This is a genomic window from Devosia sp. MC1541 (assembly GCF_012847305.1).
Lineage (GTDB): Bacteria > Pseudomonadota > Alphaproteobacteria > Rhizobiales > Devosiaceae > Devosia.
Genome location: NZ_JABBDZ010000009.1, coordinates 108,196 through 128,620, shown reverse-complemented (window position 1 = coordinate 128,620; position 20,425 = coordinate 108,196). Strand labels below are relative to the sequence as shown.

At 58.3% G+C, this 20,425-nt stretch carries 21 protein-coding genes; 11 read left to right on the top strand and 10 right to left on the bottom strand.

Features of this window, described 5'->3' with window-relative positions; all coding sequences use genetic code 11:
• The first annotated feature begins 1 nt into the window (after position 1).
• Positions 2–745, top strand: coding sequence for a hypothetical protein (locus HKD40_RS11500; protein WP_169195902.1), 744 nt, complete (start codon positions 2–4; stop codon positions 743–745).
• Here HKD40_RS11500 and HKD40_RS11495 read toward each other — a convergent pair whose 3' ends face one another.
• From HKD40_RS11495 to HKD40_RS11485, 3 genes are read right to left on the bottom strand one after another with little or no spacing between them, the layout of a single operon-like run.
• A complete protein-coding gene (locus HKD40_RS11495; RefSeq protein WP_169195901.1) occupies positions 746–970 on the bottom strand; it encodes a hypothetical protein in 225 nt (74 codons plus the stop codon).
• 3 nt (positions 971–973) lie between these two features.
• Complete coding sequence (locus HKD40_RS11490) at positions 974–1,816, bottom strand: S49 family peptidase (RefSeq protein ID WP_169195900.1); 843 nt, start codon at positions 1,814–1,816, stop codon at positions 974–976.
• Positions 1,817–1,863: 47 nt separating this feature from the next.
• Positions 1,864–2,646: a methyltransferase gene (locus HKD40_RS11485; protein WP_169195899.1), complete on the bottom strand. Its 783-nt coding sequence runs from the start codon at positions 2,644–2,646 to the stop codon at positions 1,864–1,866.
• A gap of 129 nt (positions 2,647–2,775) precedes the next feature.
• Between HKD40_RS11485 and HKD40_RS11480 the strand changes: the two genes are divergently transcribed.
• On the top strand, positions 2,776–3,753 hold the full coding sequence (locus HKD40_RS11480; protein ID WP_169195936.1) for a polyprenyl synthetase family protein: 978 nt from the start codon (positions 2,776–2,778) through the stop codon (positions 3,751–3,753).
• Positions 3,754–3,795: 42 nt separating this feature from the next.
• Here the strand turns inward: HKD40_RS11480 and HKD40_RS11475 are convergent, their stop codons facing one another.
• The 3 genes from HKD40_RS11475 to HKD40_RS11465 all read right to left on the bottom strand — a co-directional run bounded on the left by HKD40_RS11475 (position 3,796) and on the right by HKD40_RS11465 (position 8,152).
• Entirely contained in the window at positions 3,796–4,674 is an 879-nt protein-coding gene (locus HKD40_RS11475; protein ID WP_169195898.1) for a 4-(cytidine 5'-diphospho)-2-C-methyl-D-erythritol kinase, read from the bottom strand.
• 10 nt (positions 4,675–4,684) lie between these two features.
• Complete coding sequence (locus HKD40_RS18195; RefSeq protein ID WP_169195897.1) at positions 4,685–6,412, bottom strand: tetratricopeptide repeat protein; 1,728 nt, start codon at positions 6,410–6,412, stop codon at positions 4,685–4,687.
• 96 nt (positions 6,413–6,508) lie between these two features.
• Positions 6,509–8,152, bottom strand: coding sequence for an electron transfer flavoprotein-ubiquinone oxidoreductase (locus tag HKD40_RS11465; protein ID WP_169195896.1), 1,644 nt, complete (start codon positions 8,150–8,152; stop codon positions 6,509–6,511).
• A gap of 67 nt (positions 8,153–8,219) precedes the next feature.
• Here HKD40_RS11465 and HKD40_RS11460 point away from each other — a divergent pair, with 67 nt between their 5' ends.
• Genes HKD40_RS11460 through moaB form a run of 3 tightly spaced genes read left to right on the top strand, consistent with a single transcriptional unit; the run spans position 8,220 to position 10,985 of the window.
• Complete coding sequence (locus HKD40_RS11460; RefSeq protein WP_169195895.1) at positions 8,220–9,038, top strand: uracil-DNA glycosylase; 819 nt, start codon at positions 8,220–8,222, stop codon at positions 9,036–9,038.
• Between the two features lie 47 nt (positions 9,039–9,085).
• Positions 9,086–10,471 (top strand): MFS transporter, encoded by a 1,386-nt coding sequence (locus HKD40_RS11455; RefSeq protein ID WP_349236807.1) that lies wholly within the window; start codon positions 9,086–9,088, stop codon positions 10,469–10,471.
• Entirely contained in the window at positions 10,449–10,985 is a 537-nt protein-coding gene (gene moaB / locus HKD40_RS11450; protein ID WP_169195894.1) for a molybdenum cofactor biosynthesis protein B, read from the top strand. The genes HKD40_RS11455 and moaB overlap by 23 nt, the downstream gene beginning before the upstream one ends.
• A gap of 42 nt (positions 10,986–11,027) precedes the next feature.
• Here moaB and HKD40_RS11445 read toward each other — a convergent pair whose 3' ends face one another.
• Positions 11,028–12,533, bottom strand: coding sequence for an MDR family MFS transporter (locus HKD40_RS11445; RefSeq protein ID WP_169195893.1), 1,506 nt, complete (start codon positions 12,531–12,533; stop codon positions 11,028–11,030).
• A 353-nt stretch (positions 12,534–12,886) separates the two neighbouring features.
• Here HKD40_RS11445 and HKD40_RS11440 point away from each other — a divergent pair, with 353 nt between their 5' ends.
• Positions 12,887–14,035 carry a PA0069 family radical SAM protein gene (locus tag HKD40_RS11440; RefSeq protein ID WP_169195892.1) on the top strand — a complete coding sequence of 383 codons (1,149 nt, stop codon included), beginning with the start codon at positions 12,887–12,889 and terminating at the stop codon, positions 14,033–14,035.
• On the opposite strand, the gene HKD40_RS11435 is transcribed toward HKD40_RS11440, so the two are convergent.
• Entirely contained in the window at positions 14,032–14,709 is a 678-nt protein-coding gene (locus HKD40_RS11435) for an HAD-IA family hydrolase (protein WP_169195891.1), read from the bottom strand. The genes HKD40_RS11440 and HKD40_RS11435 overlap by 4 nt on opposite strands.
• 61 nt (positions 14,710–14,770) lie before the next feature.
• A complete protein-coding gene (locus HKD40_RS11430) occupies positions 14,771–15,352 on the bottom strand; it encodes a hypothetical protein (protein ID WP_169195890.1) in 582 nt (193 codons plus the stop codon).
• Positions 15,353–15,528: 176 nt separating this feature from the next.
• On the opposite strand from HKD40_RS11430, the gene HKD40_RS11425 reads away from it, so the two are divergent.
• The 3 genes from HKD40_RS11425 to HKD40_RS11415 all read left to right on the top strand — a co-directional run bounded on the left by HKD40_RS11425 (position 15,529) and on the right by HKD40_RS11415 (position 17,928).
• Positions 15,529–16,137 (top strand): ribonuclease HII, encoded by a 609-nt coding sequence (locus tag HKD40_RS11425; protein WP_169195934.1) that lies wholly within the window; start codon positions 15,529–15,531, stop codon positions 16,135–16,137.
• 160 nt (positions 16,138–16,297) lie between these two features.
• The gene (locus HKD40_RS11420) at positions 16,298–17,356 is read left to right on the top strand and encodes a site-specific DNA-methyltransferase (protein WP_248306034.1); all 1,059 of its coding nucleotides are present in this window, start codon (positions 16,298–16,300) and stop codon (positions 17,354–17,356) included.
• A gap of 80 nt (positions 17,357–17,436) precedes the next feature.
• Positions 17,437–17,928 (top strand): GNAT family N-acetyltransferase, encoded by a 492-nt coding sequence (locus tag HKD40_RS11415; protein WP_169195888.1) that lies wholly within the window; start codon positions 17,437–17,439, stop codon positions 17,926–17,928.
• Here HKD40_RS11415 and HKD40_RS11410 read toward each other — a convergent pair.
• Positions 17,925–18,962 (bottom strand): A/G-specific adenine glycosylase, encoded by a 1,038-nt coding sequence (locus HKD40_RS11410; protein ID WP_169195933.1) that lies wholly within the window; start codon positions 18,960–18,962, stop codon positions 17,925–17,927. The genes HKD40_RS11415 and HKD40_RS11410 overlap by 4 nt on opposite strands.
• 118 nt (positions 18,963–19,080) lie before the next feature.
• Here HKD40_RS11410 and HKD40_RS11405 point away from each other — a divergent pair, with 118 nt between their 5' ends.
• Both HKD40_RS11405 and HKD40_RS11400 read left to right on the top strand, forming a co-directional pair.
• Positions 19,081–19,596 (top strand): DciA family protein, encoded by a 516-nt coding sequence (locus tag HKD40_RS11405; protein WP_169195887.1) that lies wholly within the window; start codon positions 19,081–19,083, stop codon positions 19,594–19,596.
• Positions 19,597–19,682: 86 nt separating this feature from the next.
• Positions 19,683–20,357 carry a thioredoxin domain-containing protein gene (locus HKD40_RS11400; protein WP_169195886.1) on the top strand — a complete coding sequence of 225 codons (675 nt, stop codon included), beginning with the start codon at positions 19,683–19,685 and terminating at the stop codon, positions 20,355–20,357.
• Positions 20,358–20,425: the final 68 nt, after the last annotated feature.

The window sequence follows — 20,425 nt, the reverse complement described above, 5'->3', positions numbered from 1 at the left end:
GATGCGCGATATTGAAATTTTGGAGGCGCTGGGAGCCGAAAGCATCATCATGCTGGGGCAAGGCGGCGAGGCAAAAGTCTACGCTCTCGGGGCTGACCGGGTGGCTCGGCTGCATCGAGCGGACGCCCGGTTGGAGGACGCACTACGGCGGCAAAAGCTGCTTGCGGTCATTGGCCAGAGCCAGTTGCCGTTTCAGACCCCTACCGTCTGTGACATTCGAGAAATAGGTGGCGTGGTTGTAAGCATCGAGCCGCGCCTGCTCGGGTCTCCGACCCATATCGCCCTACAAGCTGCGACGGGAGACGTACGCCGCGCCACTCTTCAGGCCTATCTCAATGGGGCTCTGGAGCTCGCAAGGGTGGACAGCCGCGAACTGTCAAACTTGGGCCTACCACAGGTGTCGGCCGAGATTGCTGGCGCTCACACAGCCGGACTGGTGCATGTCGATTACGCACTCACCAACACTCTGAACCAACATGGAGCGCTGACCGCCGTGTTGGACTTTGGGCCGTCGACCATGATCGGCGATATACGCTTTAATGCCTGGGCGGCAGTGGCCTATCTCGATGCCGAGCTCTCACCCTGCCTCACCGACGAAGATCGCGCCTTGGCGCAGGGCTGGCTCGACGATCACCAGCTTAGCGCGGGTTTTGGCGAGGCAAAGCGCTGGTTGGCCCAATACTGGTCCTTTGCCACGGACGATCATGCGCTGATGGCGTGGTGTCAGCGCGTTCTTGCCCGCTAATTACCGCTGATCGTCTTTGCCTTTAGGGCGGTAGGTGCCGTCGCGGTCTTGTTCGAGTTCGATCACATCGGGACGGCTGCGCTCGGCCTTGTCGCGCTCGCGACGGAGCTGCTTGGCGCGTTCGGCGTCGCCATTGATCTTGCCCGACCAATCCTTCCAGATGCGGCGCACACCGAGATAAATGACCACGGCCAGAAAGGTGAACAGCAGAATGCGGAGGAGCATGGCTTAAAGTCCAAAGCGCGACCAGTGGGCGCGGTCATCTAGGGAAGTGGAGAGTTCGTCGACAAGGGTGCCGGTGGAAAGACCTAAGCGCGGCATGGCGAACATCGGCTTTTTGGGTGCGATGATTTTTAGCTCAACCTTGGGGCCGAAGCGCTCGCGCAGGGTTGCGTAAATATCGCCAATGCCATCAACGAGGCCCAATTCGACACCGCGCAAGCCGGTCCACCACTCACCGGTGAAGAGCGTATCGTCGTCAGCTTTGAGCTTGGCGCCGCGATAGGCTTTGACGTGATCGATAAAGACCTGATGGATTTCCAGTTCGACCGATTTGATGCGCTCAACGTCTTCTGCCTTTTGCGGCATGAATGGATCGAGGGTGGATTTGTTACGACCAGCGGTGTGGACGCGACGTTCAATGCCCAGCTTGTTGATGGCTTCAACGAAACCAAAGCCGGACATGATGACCCCGATTGAGCCGACAATGGAGGACGGGTCGACGAAGATTTCGTCGCCAGCGACGGCGATAAAGTAGCCACCGGAGGCGGCAACATCTTCAACGAAGACCAAAACCGGCTTTTTGTGCTGATCGGCCAGTTCGCGGATGCGCTTGGAAATCAGGCGACTTTGGACCGGTGATCCGCCGGGGGAATTGATGATGATGGCCACAGCAGGCGCGGACTTCATCGTAAAGGCGCGCTGCAGGAGCGGCTCGACGCCGGCGATGTTCAAACGACCGGGACGGGACTCGGCGGCAATGGTGCCGTGCAGACGAACGACAGGCACGACTGGGTTGCGCTGGAAAAACTTCGCAAACCAATTTCGCTTTCGATCATCTGCTCTTGTCATGCGTGTGCCCCTACTGTTCGACCTTATTTATGGTGCGTCAGGCCCGATTACCAGTCGAAGGGACCCTGCCCCATAAGGATCGCGGAAAATTCTTGGCTAAACTCATTGCCTTGATCGCCGTGAAGATAATGCGTGGCGTGGAGCGTAAGTGGCGCGCGCGAGCCTTTGCGCCCACGAATGAGAACGCGTGAGGCAGGCTGGCCGGTGCGCGGCGCAAGGGGTAGAATTTCGATAGCACCAAAGCGCTGATCGAAGGCGGCAATGAGAGACGCAAGACCTGTCGCTGGATACACAAAGATCGCGAGGCCAGAGGCCCGCGCGGCACCGGCTGCGGCCTTGCCCCAGAGTTCAAGCTCTGAATGTGCCATGTGTCGTGCGCCTTGCCGGTAGGCACCCGATGCGGCCGTGCCACTCCCTGCGTCAAAATAAGGCGGGTTGGCGATAACACAATCAAAGGCGTTTTCGGGGAAGCCTGCTTCGCGGCGCGCTGTGGGTGAGGTGATATCGGCTGTGATGACCCGAGCGCGCTCGGCAAAGCCGTTGTCGCGGATATTGGCTTCAGCAATCAGAGCAATATCCGAATCGCGTTCGGCTAGAGTGAGTTGATGGGTGCGATCGAGGCTCATGGCAACGAGCCCGGCAGTGCCGACACCAGCCCCCAAATCGAGCAGATGCGCTGTGTGCTGAGGGACGGAGGCGCCAAGCAAAACGCTGTCTAGCCCGGCCCTAAAGCCTTTTTGAGGTTGAGACAGAGTGAGGCGTCCACCCAAAAAGGCGTCGCGCGTTAGTGTTTGATGTTTTACAAAGTCGGTGGGCTGGTCTAGGGACATCGCATCCGGATGGCTTACTTCGCGTTATCCTATATGGGAGTGCGCGACAGTCTCAACCCGATTTGCCACCAAGGCGACAAGGACTTTACGACGGTGTCGGTTCTGCCCCAGACCAAAGAAGCGCCAGCGATGAACCCGGTTGAACGGCTTATGGCCGCGACCGCTGACGATATGGCCCTCGTTAACGAGATGATTTTGTCTCGCGCACACTCCCATGTGGACATGGTGCCCGAGTTGGCCCGCTACCTCATCGACAGTGGCGGCAAACGCTTGCGCCCCATGTTGACGGTCGCAGCCTCAATTCTGTTTGGGCGGAAAACGCCTTATGCGGTGAATTTCGCTGCGGCAGTTGAATTCATGCACAATGCAACCCTGTTGCATGACGACGTGGTGGACGAGAGCGACATGCGTCGCGGCAAGCCTGCGGCCCGCATGGTGTGGGGCAATAAGGCTTCCATTCTTGTCGGTGACTTCCTGCTTGGGCAAGCCTTCATGATGATGGTGGAAACCAACAATATTGAAGCGCTTGGCGTGCTGTCCTCGGCTTCGGCGATTATGGCGGAAGGCGAAGTGTTCCAGCTCTCCAAGACGGGCGACCTGACGACCACGCCGGAAGACTATGCGGCCGTGATCCGCGCTAAGACAGCTGTGCTGTTTGAAGCGGCGTGTGAAGTGGGTGCGTTGTCTGGTGGTGCCGATCAGGCTGGGCGTGATGCGCTCAAGCTTTATGGGCTTGAATTGGGCAACGCTTTCCAGCTCGTTGACGATGCGCTGGACTATGGTGGGCAGGCCGCCTCGCTCGGCAAGAATGTCGGCGACGATCTGCGCGAAGGCAAGATGACGCTGCCGGTTATTCTGGCGCTGCAATCGGCGACCGAAAGCGAACGTGCGCTCATTGCGTCGGCGCTGGGAAATATGGATGCGAGTGATTTGGAAGTGGCGCAAGTTGTGGCGATCTTCAATCGCTATGACACGCTGACCAAGACTCTCGAAAAAGCTCAAGCGCATGCGCAGGCGGCTATCGCAGCTCTCGACGCCCTGCCCGACAGCGAGATGAAGACCATTTTGGCCGACGTTGTCGTGCATTCGATTGGCCGCGCGGCCTAAGCGCGGATCAAGTTTTCCGAAAAGATTTGAGCCAAGCGGCGATTAGCTGCTTGGCTGCAGAAGTGGCGCTGCAGCGACCCAATAATCGGGGTGCAGGCGGCCCATTTGGGCCGCTGCTTCATGCGCCTGCCCCTCGGCGCCAAAGAGCGCAAAGCACGTTGCACCCGATCCTGACATGCGGGCGAGAATACAGCCATGCGTTTCCGCTAGCTCATCCACCAAAGTACCAATTTCGGGCACGAGCTTTACCGCGGGCGGCTCAAGATCGTTGCGCGTTTCTGCCAGCCAAAGGCCCAGTTGCGCCGGGCGCGTGAGCACCTCGGGAAGTTGGGGCAAGGGATAATTGTCGTGGCTGCGCAGGCGACGGAAGACGTCTGCCGTAACAACGCCGATCAGTGGATTGACGAGCACGATGTAGAGCTTGGGGAAATCTGGCAAGGGCGAGAGGATTTCGCCAATGCCACGGGCAACGAGTGGGCGTGACACGAGGCAACACGGGACATCAGCGCCCAATGTTGTCGCGAGGTCCATCAACTCGCCCATGGGCGGGTGCTCTGGCGCGATCTCGAGCAGAATGCGCAGCGCGGCGGCGGCGTCGGCCGAGCCACCGCCGATGCCAGAAGCGACCGGCAGGTTTTTGGTGAGGTGAAGTTTTAGCCCCGGCGGCGCGAGGTGAGGCCAGCGATTGCGGAAAGCCGCAACCGCCTTGAGCACAAGATTGGATGGTCCTGCATCAAGCCCCGCGGCAAAGGGGCCACTGATGGTCAGACTATCCGCTTCGGCAAGTTCACCATCGAGGTCGTCCCCCACGCCCGCGAAGACGATCAGGCTTTCCAGCTCATGATAGCCGTCTTCGCGCCGACGGGTGATGTGCAGCGCAAGATTGATCTTGGCTGGGGCATCCTGCTGATAAACGACCATCAACGCGCGCTTACTTGGTTTCGTTCGCTGGGGTCAGGCCATCAGCCAGTTTCGGGTCCACGCGTTTTGTGACCACGCCAATGTCGTCCACCGATTTGGCAATCGTCCACTGGAAGCGCGCTTCGTTCTTGCGGCCAATTTTCCAGTAAGCGTCACCGAGGTGATCGTTGATTTCTGGATCGTTGGGCAGGAGCATAACCGAGCGTTCGAGTGTCTCCACCGCCTCATCGAGACGTCCGAGCTTGTAGAAGGCCCAGCCCAAGGAATCGATGATGTAGCCATCCTGCGGTTGCTGTTCGACGGCCTTCTCGATCATGCCCAGAGCGCGATCAAGATGCATATCCATGTCGATCCAAGAATAGCCGAGGTAGTTGAGGACCTGCGGCTGGTCGGGATTTAGATCAAGGGCACGGAGGAAATCAGCTTCGGCCTTCGGCCATTCCTTGGCGCGTTCATAGGCAATGCCGCGAACATAGTAATAGCGCCAATCAGAGGCCTGCTCGCCACCGGTGATGTCGAGCGCCTTAGTGTAAGCGTCTGCCGCTTCGAGGTACTGCTCGTCGGTCCGCAGGAGATCACCGAGCGCTGCGACAGCTTCGATGTCTTCTGGATTGATGGCGACGATATTGGTGAGGCGACGAATGGCTTCCTCGCGGTCGCCCATATTGTCTAGGTTCTGAGCAATGCGCACGACGGCCGTCGCCTTCATTGCTGAGGTCGCAGGGATGGCGTCGTAAATACTGTTGGCATCTTCATGCTGACCGGCGACATCGAGAATCTGCCCCACCGCCAGTGAAATCACATCGGCAGATGGATCGAGATATGTGCCCAAGCGCATGAACAGAAGGGCGAGATCAAAGCTGCGATCACGGGTCAGCGCTATGCCAATGCCGTGGAACATTTCAGCAGCGCCGATTTGCACATTGGTAGCAAAGGCCCCTGGCTTGCGCTGTTGATCGACGGCTTCGCGGACGCTGGTGATGAGCGGATGCGAAATGCCTTGCGCTTCATATTCATCGAGCACGTCTGTGGCTTCGTCAAAGCGACCATTGTTCGCCAGCAGGCGCGCGTAAACTTCGGCGATGCGCGCGACGTAGGGCTCAACATCATAGGCGCGTTCAGCCAGCTGGAGAGCAAGCTTTTGATCGCCTGAGGTTTCGGCCATCAATGCGCGATGGAAAACGAGGAAGTCTTCCAGCCCGCTATCGCCGAGATCCTTCATCAGCGTGTCGGCTTCAGCGCCCTTGTTGTCGCCAACCAGGGCCCAAGCGCGCAGGATATAAGCGGTGATGCCTGAAAAACTGCCGGGGGTAACATTCTCAAGCTGACGCTCAACCGAGCTATACCGACGCTCTTTGAGGGCTTCGGTGGCAACAATCAGCTTGGCCAAATCATTGTTGCGATCGAGCTCAAGCGAGCGGCGCGCCGTTGAGGCAGCTTTGCCGATCTGACCGTCTGCAGCGAGCGCGATAAAGGCGCGCTCCACCAGCATATTGTTGTCCCAGTCAGCTTCAGCCGCGTCCTGATAAAAGCGGGCGGCGTCTTCGGTGCTCAGTTCGGCGAGCGACTGATTACCAGCCAGATAGGCGCCGGACACCGAAGGGCGTACGAGATTGATGATATTGCGCGCGACGTTTGACAGATCAAAGCTTGTTTGCGCTGCAATCGGCGATGCCAAGAGCGCGACGGATGCAGTGACAATCAGGCATTTCGCCCAACGATGCGATAGGAAATTCACTGTTCTGAACTCTCCGTTGGCCACAATGGCAGCTTTGGCGGCAAAGATTGTCCGTTTTAGGACTGCGCCGCAAGGGCAGCTGTACCCCAAGAAAAATTACATACCGCTATAGTTTGGACCGCTGCCACCCTCAGGTGGGACCCATGTGATGTTCTGGGCCGGATCTTTGATATCGCAGGTTTTGCAATGCACGCAGTTAGCGGCATGAATGCGGAACACCGGCGCGCCACCGTCTTCGCTCATCTCATAAACGCCAGCAGGGCAATAGAGCGGCGCAGGCTCGCCAAATTTTGGCAGGTTTTCGCGGACCGGAATGGTTGGGTCGGCCAGCCTGAGGTGGACAGGCTGGTCTTCGTCATGGGCGAGATTGGCCAGAAACACCGACGAGCTGCGGTCAAAGGTGATTTTGCCATCGGGGCGCGGATAGGTTTTGCCGGGGCCAGATTTGCGCTTGAGCTTTTCGGCGTCGCGCGTTGGCACGCCCGCCAGCTTGAGCGGGGAGGCCTTGAAAATGGTTGAGAACCAAAGATCGGTGCCAATTGCCAGCGAGCCAAAGATGGTGCCGAGCCTGCTCCAGAGAGGCTTCGCATTGGCGACGCCTTGCAGTTCTTTGGCGATACCTGTACGCATGATCGACTTGCCGAAATCCTCGATCCGATCATGGGCGCGCCCAGAGGCGACCGCAGCGCCGACCGCATCGGCGGCACCGATACCGGAGAGAATGGCGTTGTGAATGGCTTTCAAGCGCGGGGCATTCATGAAACCGGCCGCGCAGCCGATGAGGCCACCGCCGGGGAACGCAAGGCTCGGTATGGATTGCCAGCCACCCGCCGCAATGGTGCGCGCACCATAGGATAGTCGCTCGCCGCCCTCTAGGAGGCTGGCGATGGAGGGGTGGGTTTTAAAAGCCTGAAACTCGTCAAAGGGCGAGAGGCTTGGGTCGGCATAGTCAAGATAGGTGACGTGGCCGACATAGAGCTTGTTGTCTTCGGCGTGATAAACGAAGCCACCGCCATTGGTGTCATTGCCGAGCGGGAAGCCGAGGTAATGATCCACCCTGCCCGGCTGGTGTTTGTCTGGCGACACCTGCCAAACTTCCTTGATGCCGAGGCCATAGTGCTGTGGGGTTTTCGCGAGATCAAAACCGGCGATCACATGTTTGGCGAGCGAGCCGCGCGCGCCTTCGGCGATCAGCGTATATTTGGCTTCGAGCGTGATGCCTTCGGCAAAACCATCCTTGGGATTGCCGTCACGGTCGCGCCCAAGGTCGCCGGTGATGATGCCGCGCACCGGGCCGTTTTCTGATTGCAACACGTCGACCGCAGCGGTCATCGGGAAGATATCGACGCCCAATTCAGTAGCTTGTTCACCCAGCCACTGCACCAAGCGGCCAAGGCTGATGATCACACCATCCTTGGTTTTGAGTTGCGGGGGCACGAGGGCGTGCGGGAGCGGGAAATCACCGGTTTTCGTCAGGAAATGATAGGAATCGCTGGTCACATCGGGGCCGACAGGCGCGCCTTTGAGACGCCAATCGGGGATCAGCGCGTCGAGGCCGATCGGGTCCATGACGGCTCCGGAAATAATGTGTCCACCGATTTCGGCAGCTTTTTCCACGACGGTCACGGCAATGTCAGGGAAACGCTGTTTGAGGCGAATTGCAGCGGCAAGCCCGGAAGGACCGGCCCCGACAATCAGCACATCTGTGGACAGTATCTCTCTATTGCCGGCTTCAGCCATGTGGATTCTACCTTTGGGGCCCGCGCGCGACTGTTCGCACCCGTTGGGGTGTGACATAACAGGGGCAATGTCTCAAGATCAGCAACTCAACAACGACGAATTGCTCTCGGTTCTCGAATGGTATCGAGCAGCCGGGGTCGACCTCGCCGTGGGTGAGGACGCAATTGATCGGTTTGCGCAGAAGACACAACAGGCTGCCGCGCCGCGCGCTGCTGTACAGTCTGTGCAACAGGCGTCCCAGCCTGCAGCCCCGCCGCCGCTGGCGGGACCAATCGGTGGCGACCCGGGTGAAGCCCAAAGATTGGCCTCAGAGGCCCCAACTTTAGAGGCGCTTAAGGCAACCCTCGAAAGCTATGACGGGTGTGGCCTCAAATTTCGCGCCACACAATTGGTGTTCGGCGAGGGCAATCCTGAGGCCAAGATCGTTATTATCGGCGATCCTCCGGGGGCAGATGAAGACCGTGAAGGGCGACCATTTGCGGGGCGAACTGCGGATTTGCTGACGCGGATGCTCGCCTCCATCGGGCTCGATTGGGACAGCGTTTATGCGCTCAACACCATTCCGTGGCGTCCGCCCGGTAATCGCGCGCCGACGCCCGAAGAGCTTTCTTTGTGCCTGCCCTTCCTGCACCGCCATGTTGAGCTGATCGGGCCGCGCCTCGTGATGACGATGGGCCAGATGGCGACGCAGACTGTGTTCCAGTCCACCAGCAGCATCATCAAGATGCGCGGCAAGTGGCAGGATGTGAGCATTGGCAGCCATAGTGTGCCAGCGATTGCTACGCTGCCGCCCGGCTATCTGTTGCGCAACCCGGCTGCCAAGCAGCAGGCTTGGCGCGACCTCCTAAGTTTCAGATCAAGAATGGCAGAATTGTCTCTGCCTTAAGTCTGTGTTCGTACTTGCTCAAAGATAATCCCCGGACTGTTCGCGGTGTGTCGCGTTACGGTCATATTGGACTGGTTGAAGACCAGAATAATTTAGCGGGTACGTTTTGCGGCATGGCTTCCGTCATTAAAATTTACGCCCTGTTCCTCGGCTCAGCACTCCTGATGTTCGGCGGCGGCCTGCAGGGGCTTTTGCTTTCCGTCCGTGGCGCAGAAGAAGGCTTCTCACTGTTTTCGCTCGGTCTGATCGGCACGGGCTGGTCGATAGGCTTTGTGGCTGGCTCTATCTTCGTGCCCTTTGTGGTGCGCAAGGTCGGGCATATTCGCGCCTTTTCGGTGATGGCGGCGATCGGCACTATCACGATCCTTCTCAATCTCTTGATGATCAACGATGTCAGCTGGATCGTGTTGCGCGCGCTCTCTGGCTTCTGTTTTGCCGGCGCGGCAATGATCGTCGAGAGCTGGCTCAATGAAGTGGCTGACAATCGCAGCCGCGGCACCATCTTCTCGATCTACACCACCATCAATATGACCGCCTCGACCATGGGCCAGTTGGCCATGTCGGTCACGGGCACTGCGGGCTATATCCCCTTCATTATCGGCGCGATCAGCTTTATCTGCGCGGTTTTGCCAACTGCCATGACGTCGAGCCCACAGCCGCGTCCTCTGACCTCGGCCAAGCTCGACCTGCCCCTGTTGATCAAGACATCGCCCGTGGCGGCTGTTGCCGCGCTCTGCTGTGGCATGGCCAATGGTGCGTTCGGCACGCTCGCGCCGGTCTACGGCTTTGAGCAGGGAATGGACGCCAGCGGTATTGCGCTGCTGTTTGCCATTGCCGCTATTGCTGGCGCTATCGGACAGATCCCCTTTGGGCGCTTGTCCGATAAGATCGACCGCCGCAAGGTTATGGCAGGCTTGGGTTTTGGCGCAGCGGCCGTGGGGCTTCTGGTTGTCCTCTTTAACCCTGGGCCCGGCTTCCTGATGTTCGCGCTATTTGGCCTTTATGGGCTGGCGGCGAACCCGCTCTACCCGATCTCTGTGGCCCATGCGAACGACTTTGCCGTCGATGGGCAATTCGCCAAGGTGGCGGGTGGGATGTTGCTGATCCACGGGATCGGCCTTGCCATCGGCCCGACGGCTGCGTCGATCCTGATGGGGCAAATTGCGCCGATGGCGCTGTTTATGGTGACGGCAACGTTCCACGCGCTGGTCGCCGCCTTTGCACTGCTGCGTATGCGCGCCCGCAAATCGAAAGATGCGTCGGAACGCGCGCCATTCAAACCAATGGGGACTGAGACGCCAGAAACGGTGAATCTTGATCCGCGCAGTGACATCGAAGCGTCGCAGGATTTTTCTGTTGCGAGCGAAGAAGCTGTGCCAGAGGAACTGCGGAACACGAATGGAGACGGCTATGTTCAAGGCAGCAAGGTTTGACGATCGGGCGTTTCGTCCCCTTTCGATAGCGGTCGTGGCGGTTTCCGATACACGTACTCTGGAAACTGACACTGGCGGCGCGCTGTTAAAGTCACTGCTCGAAGCGGATGGCCACATCTGCTTTGAGCGCGTGGTAGTGCGCGACGACATTCAAAAGATCCGCGCCGTGGTGCAGGGCTTTGTCGCCAACCCCGATGTTGACGTGGTGCTGACCACCGGCGGCACCGGGTTTTCGGGGCGCGATGTGACCCCAGAGGCCATCGAGCCTTTGTTCGATAAGCGCATGGAGGGGTTCTCCGTGCTCTTCCACCAATATTCGGCAACGACGGTGGGCACGAGCTCGATCCAATCGCGGGCGACTGCGGGGTTGATTGGCGAGACCTTTGTGTTCTGCCTACCGGGTTCGCGCGGCGCCTGCCGCGATGCGTGGGAGGGTATTCTCACTCACCAGCTCGATTACCGGCACAAGCCGTGCAACTTCGTCGAGCTGATGCCCCGGCTCTCGGAACGATAACAGCATAAAAAAACGGCGCCTGAGGGCGCCGTTTCTTTTTCATTAGTGGCCAGCGAAACCTTCGCCCGGACCTTCGCCTTCCGGCTTTTTGACAAACCAAGCGGCAATCAGCATCAGCACGGTGGCAATGCCACCGCAGATGAAGCTGGCTCGAACGCCTGCTGCCATAGCTTCTACCGGGGCAATGCCCTCAGCCATTTGCGCGGCAGAGGTCAGGCTCATCAGCGCCACGAAGAGCGCAATACCCGCGGCACCAGCAACCTGCTGCACCGAGCTCAGGGTCGCACTGGCGTGCGAGTAGAGCGGCTTAGGAACGGAACCCATGGCGGCGGTGAACATTGGGGTGAAGACGAACGCCAGACCGATGCTCATGATGATGTGGGCGGCGACAACCAGCCAGACCGGGGTATCGGTACCGACAAAGCTGAAGAACCACATGACAGCGGAAACGGCGAAGACGCCCGGCACCATCAGCGGACGCGGACCGTATTGGTCATAGAGGCGACCAACGAGCGGCGCGAGAACGCCCATGATCAGACCACCGGGCAGCATCAGCATGCCGGTCTGCAGCGTATCAAGACCGAGAACCTGCTGGGTGTAGAGCGGCAGCATGATCGAGGACCCGAGCAGCGCCACCATCGCCAAAGAGGCGGTGACCAGCGAGACAGAGTAATTGCCGTGGGTCAGAACGCGCAGATCAAGCAGAGCCTTGTCGGACTTCTGCAGCTGGATCTGGCGCCAGACGAAAATGGCCATAGCGACAACGCCGACGACCACAGGAACCCAAGCCGGCATCGACGCGCCCTGCTCGGCGGCGTGTTCAACACTGCCGCCATGACCGCCGCCGCCTAAGCTCGAGAGACCGAAGACCAGACCACCGAAACCGAGCGCCGACAGGATCACCGAGATGACGTCGAGCGGGGTCTTGCGCGGTTCGGAAACGTTCTGAACCTTGAGGTAGCCGACGACCAGCGTAACAATCGCAATCGGCAGGGTGAAGTAGAACATATAGCGCCACGCGAAGTGGGCGAGGATGAAACCACCAATGGTCGGGCCAATGGCAGGCGCCACCGACATAACGATGGAGATATTGCCCATCACCTTGCCACGACCATTTGCAGGAACCAGCGACATAACGGTGGTCATCAGCAGCGGCATCATGATCGCGGTGCCAACGGCCTGCACGACACGACCGACAATCAGCAACTCAATGCCTGGCGCAATCGCACAAATCAAAGTGCCGACCGAGAAAATCGAGATCGACGCCGTGAAAATCGGACGCGTGTGGAAGCGCTGGAGCAAATAGCCGGTGATCGGGATCACGATGGCCATAGTCAGCAAAAATGCTGTCGTCAGCCACTGGGCAGAACCAGCCGTGATGTTGAGATCAATCATGAGCTGCGGAATGGCAACGCTCATGATGGTCTCGTTCAAGAACATGACAAAGGCCGACACCAGCAAAAGGGCTATGACCAGATTATTGCGCGCCGCATCTTCCGGCTGGTGTGGCGCAGCCTTAACGGCTCCGTCCATCGTCGCTTGCGACATCGTATTACCTCAAAAAATAAGCGCAAACAGAACCGACGACGGGAGGCCGCTCTGGTTCAGTTGCGATGCAGTGTCTAATTTCGGTGTCAGGTCATGTCAGTAGGATGACACTAGGGCATCCAACGCGCCTTGGGCGTCTTGGAGAACTGCGAGTGAGCAAGACAGAGCCAAGTTCTCTATGCCCCTTGCCTCCCTTCGTAAAGTCTTGAAGTGCATGGCAGCCTTGACCATATGACGCACAAAGGCACCTCGCGGAACTTATTTGTTCTTGTTACGTTCTCCTAATTAACCTAATGAGAAGATGTCGGCTGAAGAGCGCGATTCTTCCGTCGGGTTTGAGCTGGAGACACCAGATGGCGCTTTATCAGGCCCCCTCTTTCGAAGCATTGGAACGTCTTAGCCGCAGCAGGGATGCAGACCTGACGCGCCGCGAACTGGTCAACCCGGATCGTATTCGCGGGCGCGGTGCGCAGTCCAATGCCAGTGGCCGATTTGAAGCGTTCCAGCGCGAAAGTTTTGACGATGGTTGGGACAATGTAGAGCCCATGCCGGTGTTCGAAACGGTGGAACACACCGAACGCGCCAAATCGATCATTACCAGCAACGACAGTCCCGATATCGCCTTTGAGCGGTCCATCAATGCTTATCGCGGTTGCGAGCATGGATGCTCTTATTGCTTTGCGCGGCCAAGCCACGCCTATCTCGGGCATTCGGCCGGGATTGATTTTGAGCGCGATATTTATGTGAAGACCAATGCGGTTGAGACGCTCAAGGCCGAGTTCGCCGCCAAGAATTATCGTCCAAAGCCAATTGCCATGGGCACCAATACCGACCCCTACCAGCCAGCCGAGCGCAAGCACCAGCTGACCCGTGGGATTTTGGAGGTGATGCTGGAGACCAAGCATCCGGTGATGATCACCACAAAATCGGCCCTTATTCTGCGCGATCTCGATCTACTGGAGAAATTGGCAAAGCTTGGACTGGCCAAAGTTGCGATTTCGGTGACGTCGATGGATCACAAGCTGAGCCGCAAGATGGAGCCGCGCGCCTCATCGCCTGCCCGTCGGCTTGAGGCCATAAAGGGGTTGAGTGAGGCCGGGATACCGACCGCAATTTTTGCGTCGCCCATGATCCCGGCGATCAATGATATGGAATTGGAGCGCATTCTCGATGCGGGCAAGGCGCAAGGAGCGATCAGCGCGCAGATGATCTTGCTGCGCCTGCCCGGCGAGGTGCGCGATGTGTTCCGCGAATGGCTGTTGCGCCACTTCCCTGACCGCGTACGGCATGTGCTTTCGCTGGTGCGCGATACGCGCGCGGGGAAAGATTATGACTCGCGCTTTGGTACGCGCATGACCGGCGAAGGCCCCTATGCCACGCTGCTGAGCCAGCGCTTTGAAAAGGCCCGGGAGCGCTATGGGCTCGACGCCAAGCTGCCACCACTGCGCAATGATCTTTTCGTGGCGCCCAAGCTCGAAACCAATCAGCTGAGCCTTTTCTAAGCGGCTAGCACTTTTGATTTGATCAGATCGAGCACGGCGGGATTGGTGTAGTCAGGCGTGGCAAGGGTCGCGCCTGCTTTGCGCAGTTCGCTTTCGGAAATGCCGGTGGCGAGGCCAATTGTGGTAATGCCTGCACCTGTGGCCGAGGCTATGCCGGTGCGAGAGTCCTCGAATGCGACGCTGTTGGCCGCCACCGCGTTGAGGTGGCTAAGGCCTGTCAGGTAAGGCAGTGGGTGCGGCTTACCCTGCGCCAGATCATCGGCTGAGATGATGTGAGAAAAATACGACCGCGCTTTGATGCCATCGATGATGAGGTCGGCATTGGCCATTGGGGCATTGGTGACAGCGGCCATGGGAATGGCGTGACTGCGTGCCCATTCGAGCAGATCCATTAAGCCCGCAAGCGGCTCTATCGAGGTCGCGACCAATTCGCGGAACAGTGCTTCCTTGCCGTCGAGAATTTGCTTACGGCGATCTAGGCTTTCGCCGGGAATGAAATGGGCAGCGATGGCTTCATTGGCGAAGCCTTGAATATGTTTGGCGTAGATCTCGTGGTCGATGACATGCCCATAAGGGCCAAACACCTGATTGAAAGCCGCGAGATGGATCGGATCGCTCTCCATCAAAGTGCCATCAATATCAAACAGTAAGCCAGCGCCGAGATTAAGGGTCATATCCAAGCCTTCAATTGCGGGGCTCGGTTAGCACATGGCAACAGAGGCGTCACCTCTGGACTTAGTATTGGGCGACCTTGCGCGCGTGCGTAGACATAAAGTCCAGCGAAGCCAGAACGCCTTGTGTCGAAAGGCGCGTTTCGACCGGTCGTATTTGACCCACGACCGGCACCGAGAGGATGAGAGCGTTGCGCTCCTTCATGTGCTCCAAAACCGTCGCAGAGAGCGCTGCATCGGAGATAAAGAATTGATTGATGGTGTTGTCTCGGATTTCCAACGAGTTGCCCATCTTCAGTGCAATCGGCGGAAGGTTGGTGAACTTGAGCTGTATGGGTCGCGACTGGTCATAGCTCAGCTTGTCGGCAGCGACTGTGATGGCGATATCGGTTGCGCCATCTAAGCGGTTGAGCACCATTGTCAGCTTATATACGGGCAGGTTTGCCGAATTCATCTCTTGGCTGGCTGTGCTGGCAAAGCACGAGTAGCCGTACCAAGAGTTCGCTTCTTCATCGATGAAATTGGGACAGGCAGCGAGCCAATCGCGATTGTATTCGCGATACTCGCCCGACGAATGCTGAAACGGCTGAGCGGCGGCTGAGACGCAAAACAGCAATGGGACAAGAGCGAAACCAGATCGACGCACGTGAACTCCTCTCCTTTGCTCCTCAACCAGACTCTTGTATCAACCTGCTGGGCTTGCCGATACCAACAATCGGCTTGGTTTGAGGTATCCCTATGGCAAAGCGAAAAGATCTTCACACAGCTCCAGCAGATCTTTTCACCGCCCCCGCTGCCGGGCCGGACTTTAGCCATGAGACCATGCTGCTCGAGCGCGGCGCACTTTATGTCGCTGGTGTCGATGAGGCAGGACGTGGCCCCCTTGCAGGGCCTGTGGTGGTTGCGGCTGTTCGCTTGGACCCCAACCGCATCCCGCAAGGGCTCAACGACAGTAAGAAGCTGACCGAGGCCAAGCGCGAGGCGCTTTATGAAGAGATCATGGCCTGCGCCGACGTCGCTATCGTGAGCGCGCCGCCGACAGACATTGAAACCCTCAACATTCGTGGGGCGACGCTTGCGGCTATGGCCAAGGCCGTTGCAGCCCTCCCGCAAAAGGCCGACCGCGCGCTTATCGATGGGCGCGATGTGCCACCGGCCCTGCCCTGTCCCGGAATTGCTCTGGTCGGTGGTGACGGGCGCAGCGTGTCAATTGCGGCGGCATCTATTGTCGCCAAGGTCACGCGCGACCGCATGTGTGCCATTATGGATGCTGACGCGCCCCATTTTGGCTTTTCCGGCCACAAGGGATATGGCACCGCTGCGCATATGAAGGCCTTGAAATTAAACGGCCCATGTCGCCACCACCGCAGTGAATTCGCCCCAATAGCGGCCCTGCTTGCGGCAGGTAATGCGAGAGAATTGGAGAATTAACTCCTCGCTAACCCATTAAGAACGCTCCATTAACTTCAGCACGCTATAACGGGCTTGTTAGTATTGCGTTAGGGTTAAGAGCATGTTGAGTACCGCGCGTACGGTCGCCAAGACCGATGCGGAAAGGGAGACTTCACGTCTTCCGATCGATACTGTCCTCATGGGCGATTGCATCGACCATATGAACAGCTTGCCGGCCGGCTCTATCGATCTCATTTTCGCAGATCCCCCATACAATTTGCAGCTGGAACAGGGCCTCACCCGCCCGGACCAGAGCAAAGTCGACGCCGTCGATGACGATTGGGACAAGTTTGAAAGCTTCGCCCATTACGATGAGTTCACACGCGCTTGGATGGCTGCTGCCCGCCGCGTTTTGAAGCCCGATGGGGCGATGTGGGTCATCGGCTCCTACCACAACATTTTCCGCGTTGGCACGGCATTGCAGGACCTTGGGTTCTGGATGATGAACGACATCGTTTGGCGCAAGGCCAATCCGATGCCGAACTTCCGTGGCACACGCTTTACCAATGCGCATGAGACGCTGATCTGGGCTGCCAAAAGCCAGAAGAGCCGCGTCACCTTCAACTATGAAGCCATGAAGCTGGCCAATGACGACACGCAGATGCGGTCTGACTGGCTCTTCCCGATCTGCACCGGCAATGAGCGCCTCAAGGGTGAAGACGACAGCAAGCTGCATCCGACGCAGAAGCCGGAAGCGCTGCTGTTCCGCATCCTGAACGCGACTACTAAGCCAGGCGATATTGTGCTCGATCCATTCTTCGGCACCGGCACAACTGGCGCGGTCGCTCGCAAATTGGGTCGTCACTTTATTGGGATCGACCGCGAAGAAAATTACATCAAGGGTGCACGTGAGCGTATCGCCGCCATTCGCCCAGGTGTTTTCGAAGCGCTGCAACAGATTAAGCCGAAGCGCAAAGAAACGCGCATTCCATTCGGTTCCTTGGTTGAACAGGGACTAATTGAAGTCGGCGCTGAACTTTTTGATAGCCAACGACGTTTCACTGCCATGGTTCGTGCAGACGGCTCACTCGTCTCAGGCCACCATCAGGGTTCGATCCACAAGGTCGGCGCTCTGGTGACTGGAGCTGAGTCATGCAACGGGTGGACTTTCTGGCACCACGAACAGAACGGCGCTGTCGCCCCGATTGATAGTCTTCGGGAAGGCATCCGCCAACAACTCGACCGACTTTCTGCCTGAGGTTGACCTCCAAAGCATTCGTCAGGCTACTATATGGCCGCTGGTTCGCCAGCGGCCTTTTTGTTGCTGGGGGATGAGACATGGTGGTCACTATTCGCGCCATCACCTTGGGCGATGCAGCGGGGTATAATGCTGTGCTGGGCGCTGTAGCTCGGGAGCAGAAATATCTGCGTATGACCGATGCGCCGCCCATCGAACGCACCCGAAACTTCGTCGCCCACAACATTGAAAGGCGGAACCCGCATTTGGTTGCGGTGAACCAAGATGTGGTCATCGGCTGGTGCGATATCTGCCGCGAACCCGATATGGCGAGGCATGTTGGCAGCCTCGGCATGGGCGTCATGAGTGGTTTTCGGGGGAGAGGCGTTGGGAGCGCGCTCATGAAATCGGCACTCGCAGCGGCAAAAGAAGAAGGCTTCAAGCGGATTGAGCTTGAGGTTTATGCCAGCAATACGAAGGCCATTGCCCTTTATGAGCGCTTCGGATTTGAGCGTGAGGGATTAAGGCGCAAGGCCGTGTGCATTCAGAACGCTTGGGACGATGTCGTCCCAATGGGCTTGCTCTGGCTTTAGACGGCGTTCTCAAAACCTGCAGCCGCCAGAACTTTGCGGAAAAGCGTCGGCAAGGCCTCGCCCCTGAGCCCCTGAGGCTCTGCCCACCAGCCTTCGGACAATGCGTCACTCGGCACAACAGCAGACCAGACTTCCAGCTCCAGCCGGAAGTGGGTGAAGACATGGACGATTTGCCCGCGCGGGCGCCAATCGGCGGAGACGGGATATAGCGGCTCGCCCAGACTATCGCCCCAAACAGACGTCGGCACTTCGGTCATGCTGGCGAGCAGTCCCTTGCTCGGACGGGTGCGCAGATAAACATCGCCTGCACTATCGAGCATGACAAAAGCATGGCCCTTGCGGACAGGCTTTTCGGCTTTGACCGGTTTGACGGGATAGACCAGCGGCTGGCCTTCTTGGCGGGCTTCGCAGCCATCATGCAAAGGACAAATCAGGCAGGATGCAGTGCGGGGCGCGCAAATCGTGGCCCCCAAATCCATCATGGCCTGAGCAAAGTCGCCAGCGCGCGAGGGAACAGCAAGCTGCAAGGCAGAGCGGAGCTCGGGTTTGGCGTCGCGGACCGGAATATCGAGAGCGTAGTAGCGAGCCAAGACACGGTCGAGATTGCCATCGAGCACGGCGATCTCTTCATCAAAGCAAATGGCAGCGATCGCCGCGCTGGTGTAGGCGCCGATGCCGGGTAGGCCCTGGAGAGCGATGGAGGTTTGCGGAAATGTGCCGCCATGCTCGGCGACCACCGCGACCGCACAGGCGTGAAGATTTCGCGCCCGGGCATAATATCCCAAGCCCGCCCATTCGCGCAGCACGCTGTCGAGCGGGGCTGCCGCCAGATCATGCACGCTTGGCCAAAGGCTGATGAAGCGGGTGAAATAGGCTTTTACCGCTGCAACAGTTGTCTGCTGCAGCATGACCTCGCTGAGCCAGATCCGGTAGGGATCCGGCTTTATCCCCTGTTTGCGCGCTTCGGGCGAAACGCGCCAAGGCAGATCGCGCGCATGAGTGTCGTACCAGCGCAGAACGCCGTCTGAATCGATGGGATGGGGGGCAGAAAGGGGCATAAGGTGACCTATGCCGGGCACAGTTTTCTGGCAAGCCCCGTAGCATTACCGCGAATTCACTTGTCTGGGTGCCGTCCGTGACCATATTTGGGGCATGGCAGACAAACTACCCGAATATAAGCGGCGCAATAGGGCGACCTCGGTGGCGGACGCTCTGTCGGGCGCGCTCGACCCCGTGCTGCGCAAGCGCGGCTTTGCCGGTCGGGATATTCTTACCCAGTGGCGCAATATCGCGCCGCGCCCCTTTGACGAAACAACCCAGCCACACAAGCTGAGCTGGCCCAAAATTGCCAATAGCGCTGAAGGCGCTACTCTTTATATCCGCTGCGCGCCGGGCACTGCATTGTTTGCCCAGCATGAGGCGGCCAACATCGCCAAGGCGGTGAACCTTTATTTTGGATATGTACTGGTGGACCAGGTGCGCCTTTCGGCAGAACCGTTCATCGCCAATTCAGGTCCAAAGACCGATAAGGCCTACGAACCGAGCCCAGAAAGCTTGGCAAAAGTAGGCAAGTTGACTGAGACAATCGAAGACGACAGCTTGCGTCAGTCGCTCACAACCCTTGGCCTAGCGCTCGCACGCAGGGCTGAAACGAAACGGAAAACATAGGCGATCAACGCCTGTTGATGTCAAAGCCCTCTTGCCGACACTTTTCTCCAGTGTAGTGTCCGCAAAATTGGAATTAGGAGCTAAACGTGAAGTTCAATCGCCGCGATACACTCATTCTTGCAGCTGCCGCGTCGGCGGTAAGCGTTGCTGGCATTTCCGCAGCACAGGCTGCTGATGGTGATATGGTCGATGTTGCCAAGCTTATGGCTCCTGCTGGCGACATTGCTGACAAGTTCGAAGGCAATGCCGACGCGCCTGTCACCGTGATTGAATATGCATCGCCAACTTGCCCGCACTGTGCGGCGTTCCATAACAACGTTTATGGCCCGTTCAAGGAACAGTATATCGAAACCGGCAAGGTGAAATTCATCGTCCGTCCGTTTGCGCGTAACGCAATCGACGCGGCCATCTTCCTGCTTGCTGAAGCTGCTGGCGAAGACAACTACCACAATGTCATCGCGACCTACTTCAAGACCATGAACGAATGGAGCATGTCGGATAAGCCACGCGACGCGATCTACGCTGTCGCGCTGCAGTTGGGCTTCACCGAAGAGAGCTTCAACGCTGCTCTGACGAATCAGGCTATCTTCACTGGTATCGAAGCGCAGCGCGAACAAGCAGTGAATGAGTTTGGCCTTTCCGGGACCCCGACCTTCTACGTCAACGGCAAGACGCTTTCTGGCGGTAAGTCGCTCGAACAGCTGGCTGAAGCCATCGACCCGCTGGTCCCTGCCGACTTCGTCGCTCCAGCGGCGCAGTAATTCGGCCCTGTCTGAGCAATTTAGCGCAGACATAAGATTTGAGAGGGTGCGCATAGCGCGCCCTCTTT

What these genes read in the sequence shown, in the direction of transcription:
- HKD40_RS11445 (WP_169195893.1), bottom strand. Translation starts at nt 12,533, where the DNA reads ATGTCGCAAGCGACGATGGACGGAGCCGTTAAGGCTGCGCCACACCAG.
- HKD40_RS11425 (WP_169195934.1), top strand. Translation starts at nt 15,529, where the DNA reads ATGCTGCTCGAGCGCGGCGCACTTTATGTCGCTGGTGTCGATGAGGCA.
- HKD40_RS11480 (WP_169195936.1), top strand. Translation starts at nt 2,776, where the DNA reads ATGAACCCGGTTGAACGGCTTATGGCCGCGACCGCTGACGATATGGCC.
- HKD40_RS11440 (WP_169195892.1), top strand. Translation starts at nt 12,887, where the DNA reads ATGGCGCTTTATCAGGCCCCCTCTTTCGAAGCATTGGAACGTCTTAGC.
- HKD40_RS11475 (WP_169195898.1), bottom strand. Translation starts at nt 4,674, where the DNA reads ATGGTCGTTTATCAGCAGGATGCCCCAGCCAAGATCAATCTTGCGCTG.
- HKD40_RS11435 (WP_169195891.1), bottom strand. Translation starts at nt 14,709, where the DNA reads ATGACCCTTAATCTCGGCGCTGGCTTACTGTTTGATATTGATGGCACT.
- HKD40_RS11405 (WP_169195887.1), top strand. Translation starts at nt 19,081, where the DNA reads ATGGCAGACAAACTACCCGAATATAAGCGGCGCAATAGGGCGACCTCG.
- HKD40_RS11415 (WP_169195888.1), top strand. Translation starts at nt 17,437, where the DNA reads ATGGTGGTCACTATTCGCGCCATCACCTTGGGCGATGCAGCGGGGTAT.
- HKD40_RS11460 (WP_169195895.1), top strand. Translation starts at nt 8,220, where the DNA reads ATGTCTCAAGATCAGCAACTCAACAACGACGAATTGCTCTCGGTTCTC.
- HKD40_RS11495 (WP_169195901.1), bottom strand. Translation starts at nt 970, where the DNA reads ATGCTCCTCCGCATTCTGCTGTTCACCTTTCTGGCCGTGGTCATTTAT.
- HKD40_RS11420 (WP_248306034.1), top strand. Translation starts at nt 16,298, where the DNA reads ATGGGCGATTGCATCGACCATATGAACAGCTTGCCGGCCGGCTCTATC.
- HKD40_RS11485 (WP_169195899.1), bottom strand. Translation starts at nt 2,646, where the DNA reads ATGTCCCTAGACCAGCCCACCGACTTTGTAAAACATCAAACACTAACG.
- HKD40_RS11500 (WP_169195902.1), top strand. Translation starts at nt 2, where the DNA reads ATGCGCGATATTGAAATTTTGGAGGCGCTGGGAGCCGAAAGCATCATC.
- HKD40_RS11490 (WP_169195900.1), bottom strand. Translation starts at nt 1,816, where the DNA reads ATGACAAGAGCAGATGATCGAAAGCGAAATTGGTTTGCGAAGTTTTTC.
- moaB (WP_169195894.1), top strand. Translation starts at nt 10,449, where the DNA reads ATGTTCAAGGCAGCAAGGTTTGACGATCGGGCGTTTCGTCCCCTTTCG.
- HKD40_RS11465 (WP_169195896.1), bottom strand. Translation starts at nt 8,152, where the DNA reads ATGGCTGAAGCCGGCAATAGAGAGATACTGTCCACAGATGTGCTGATT.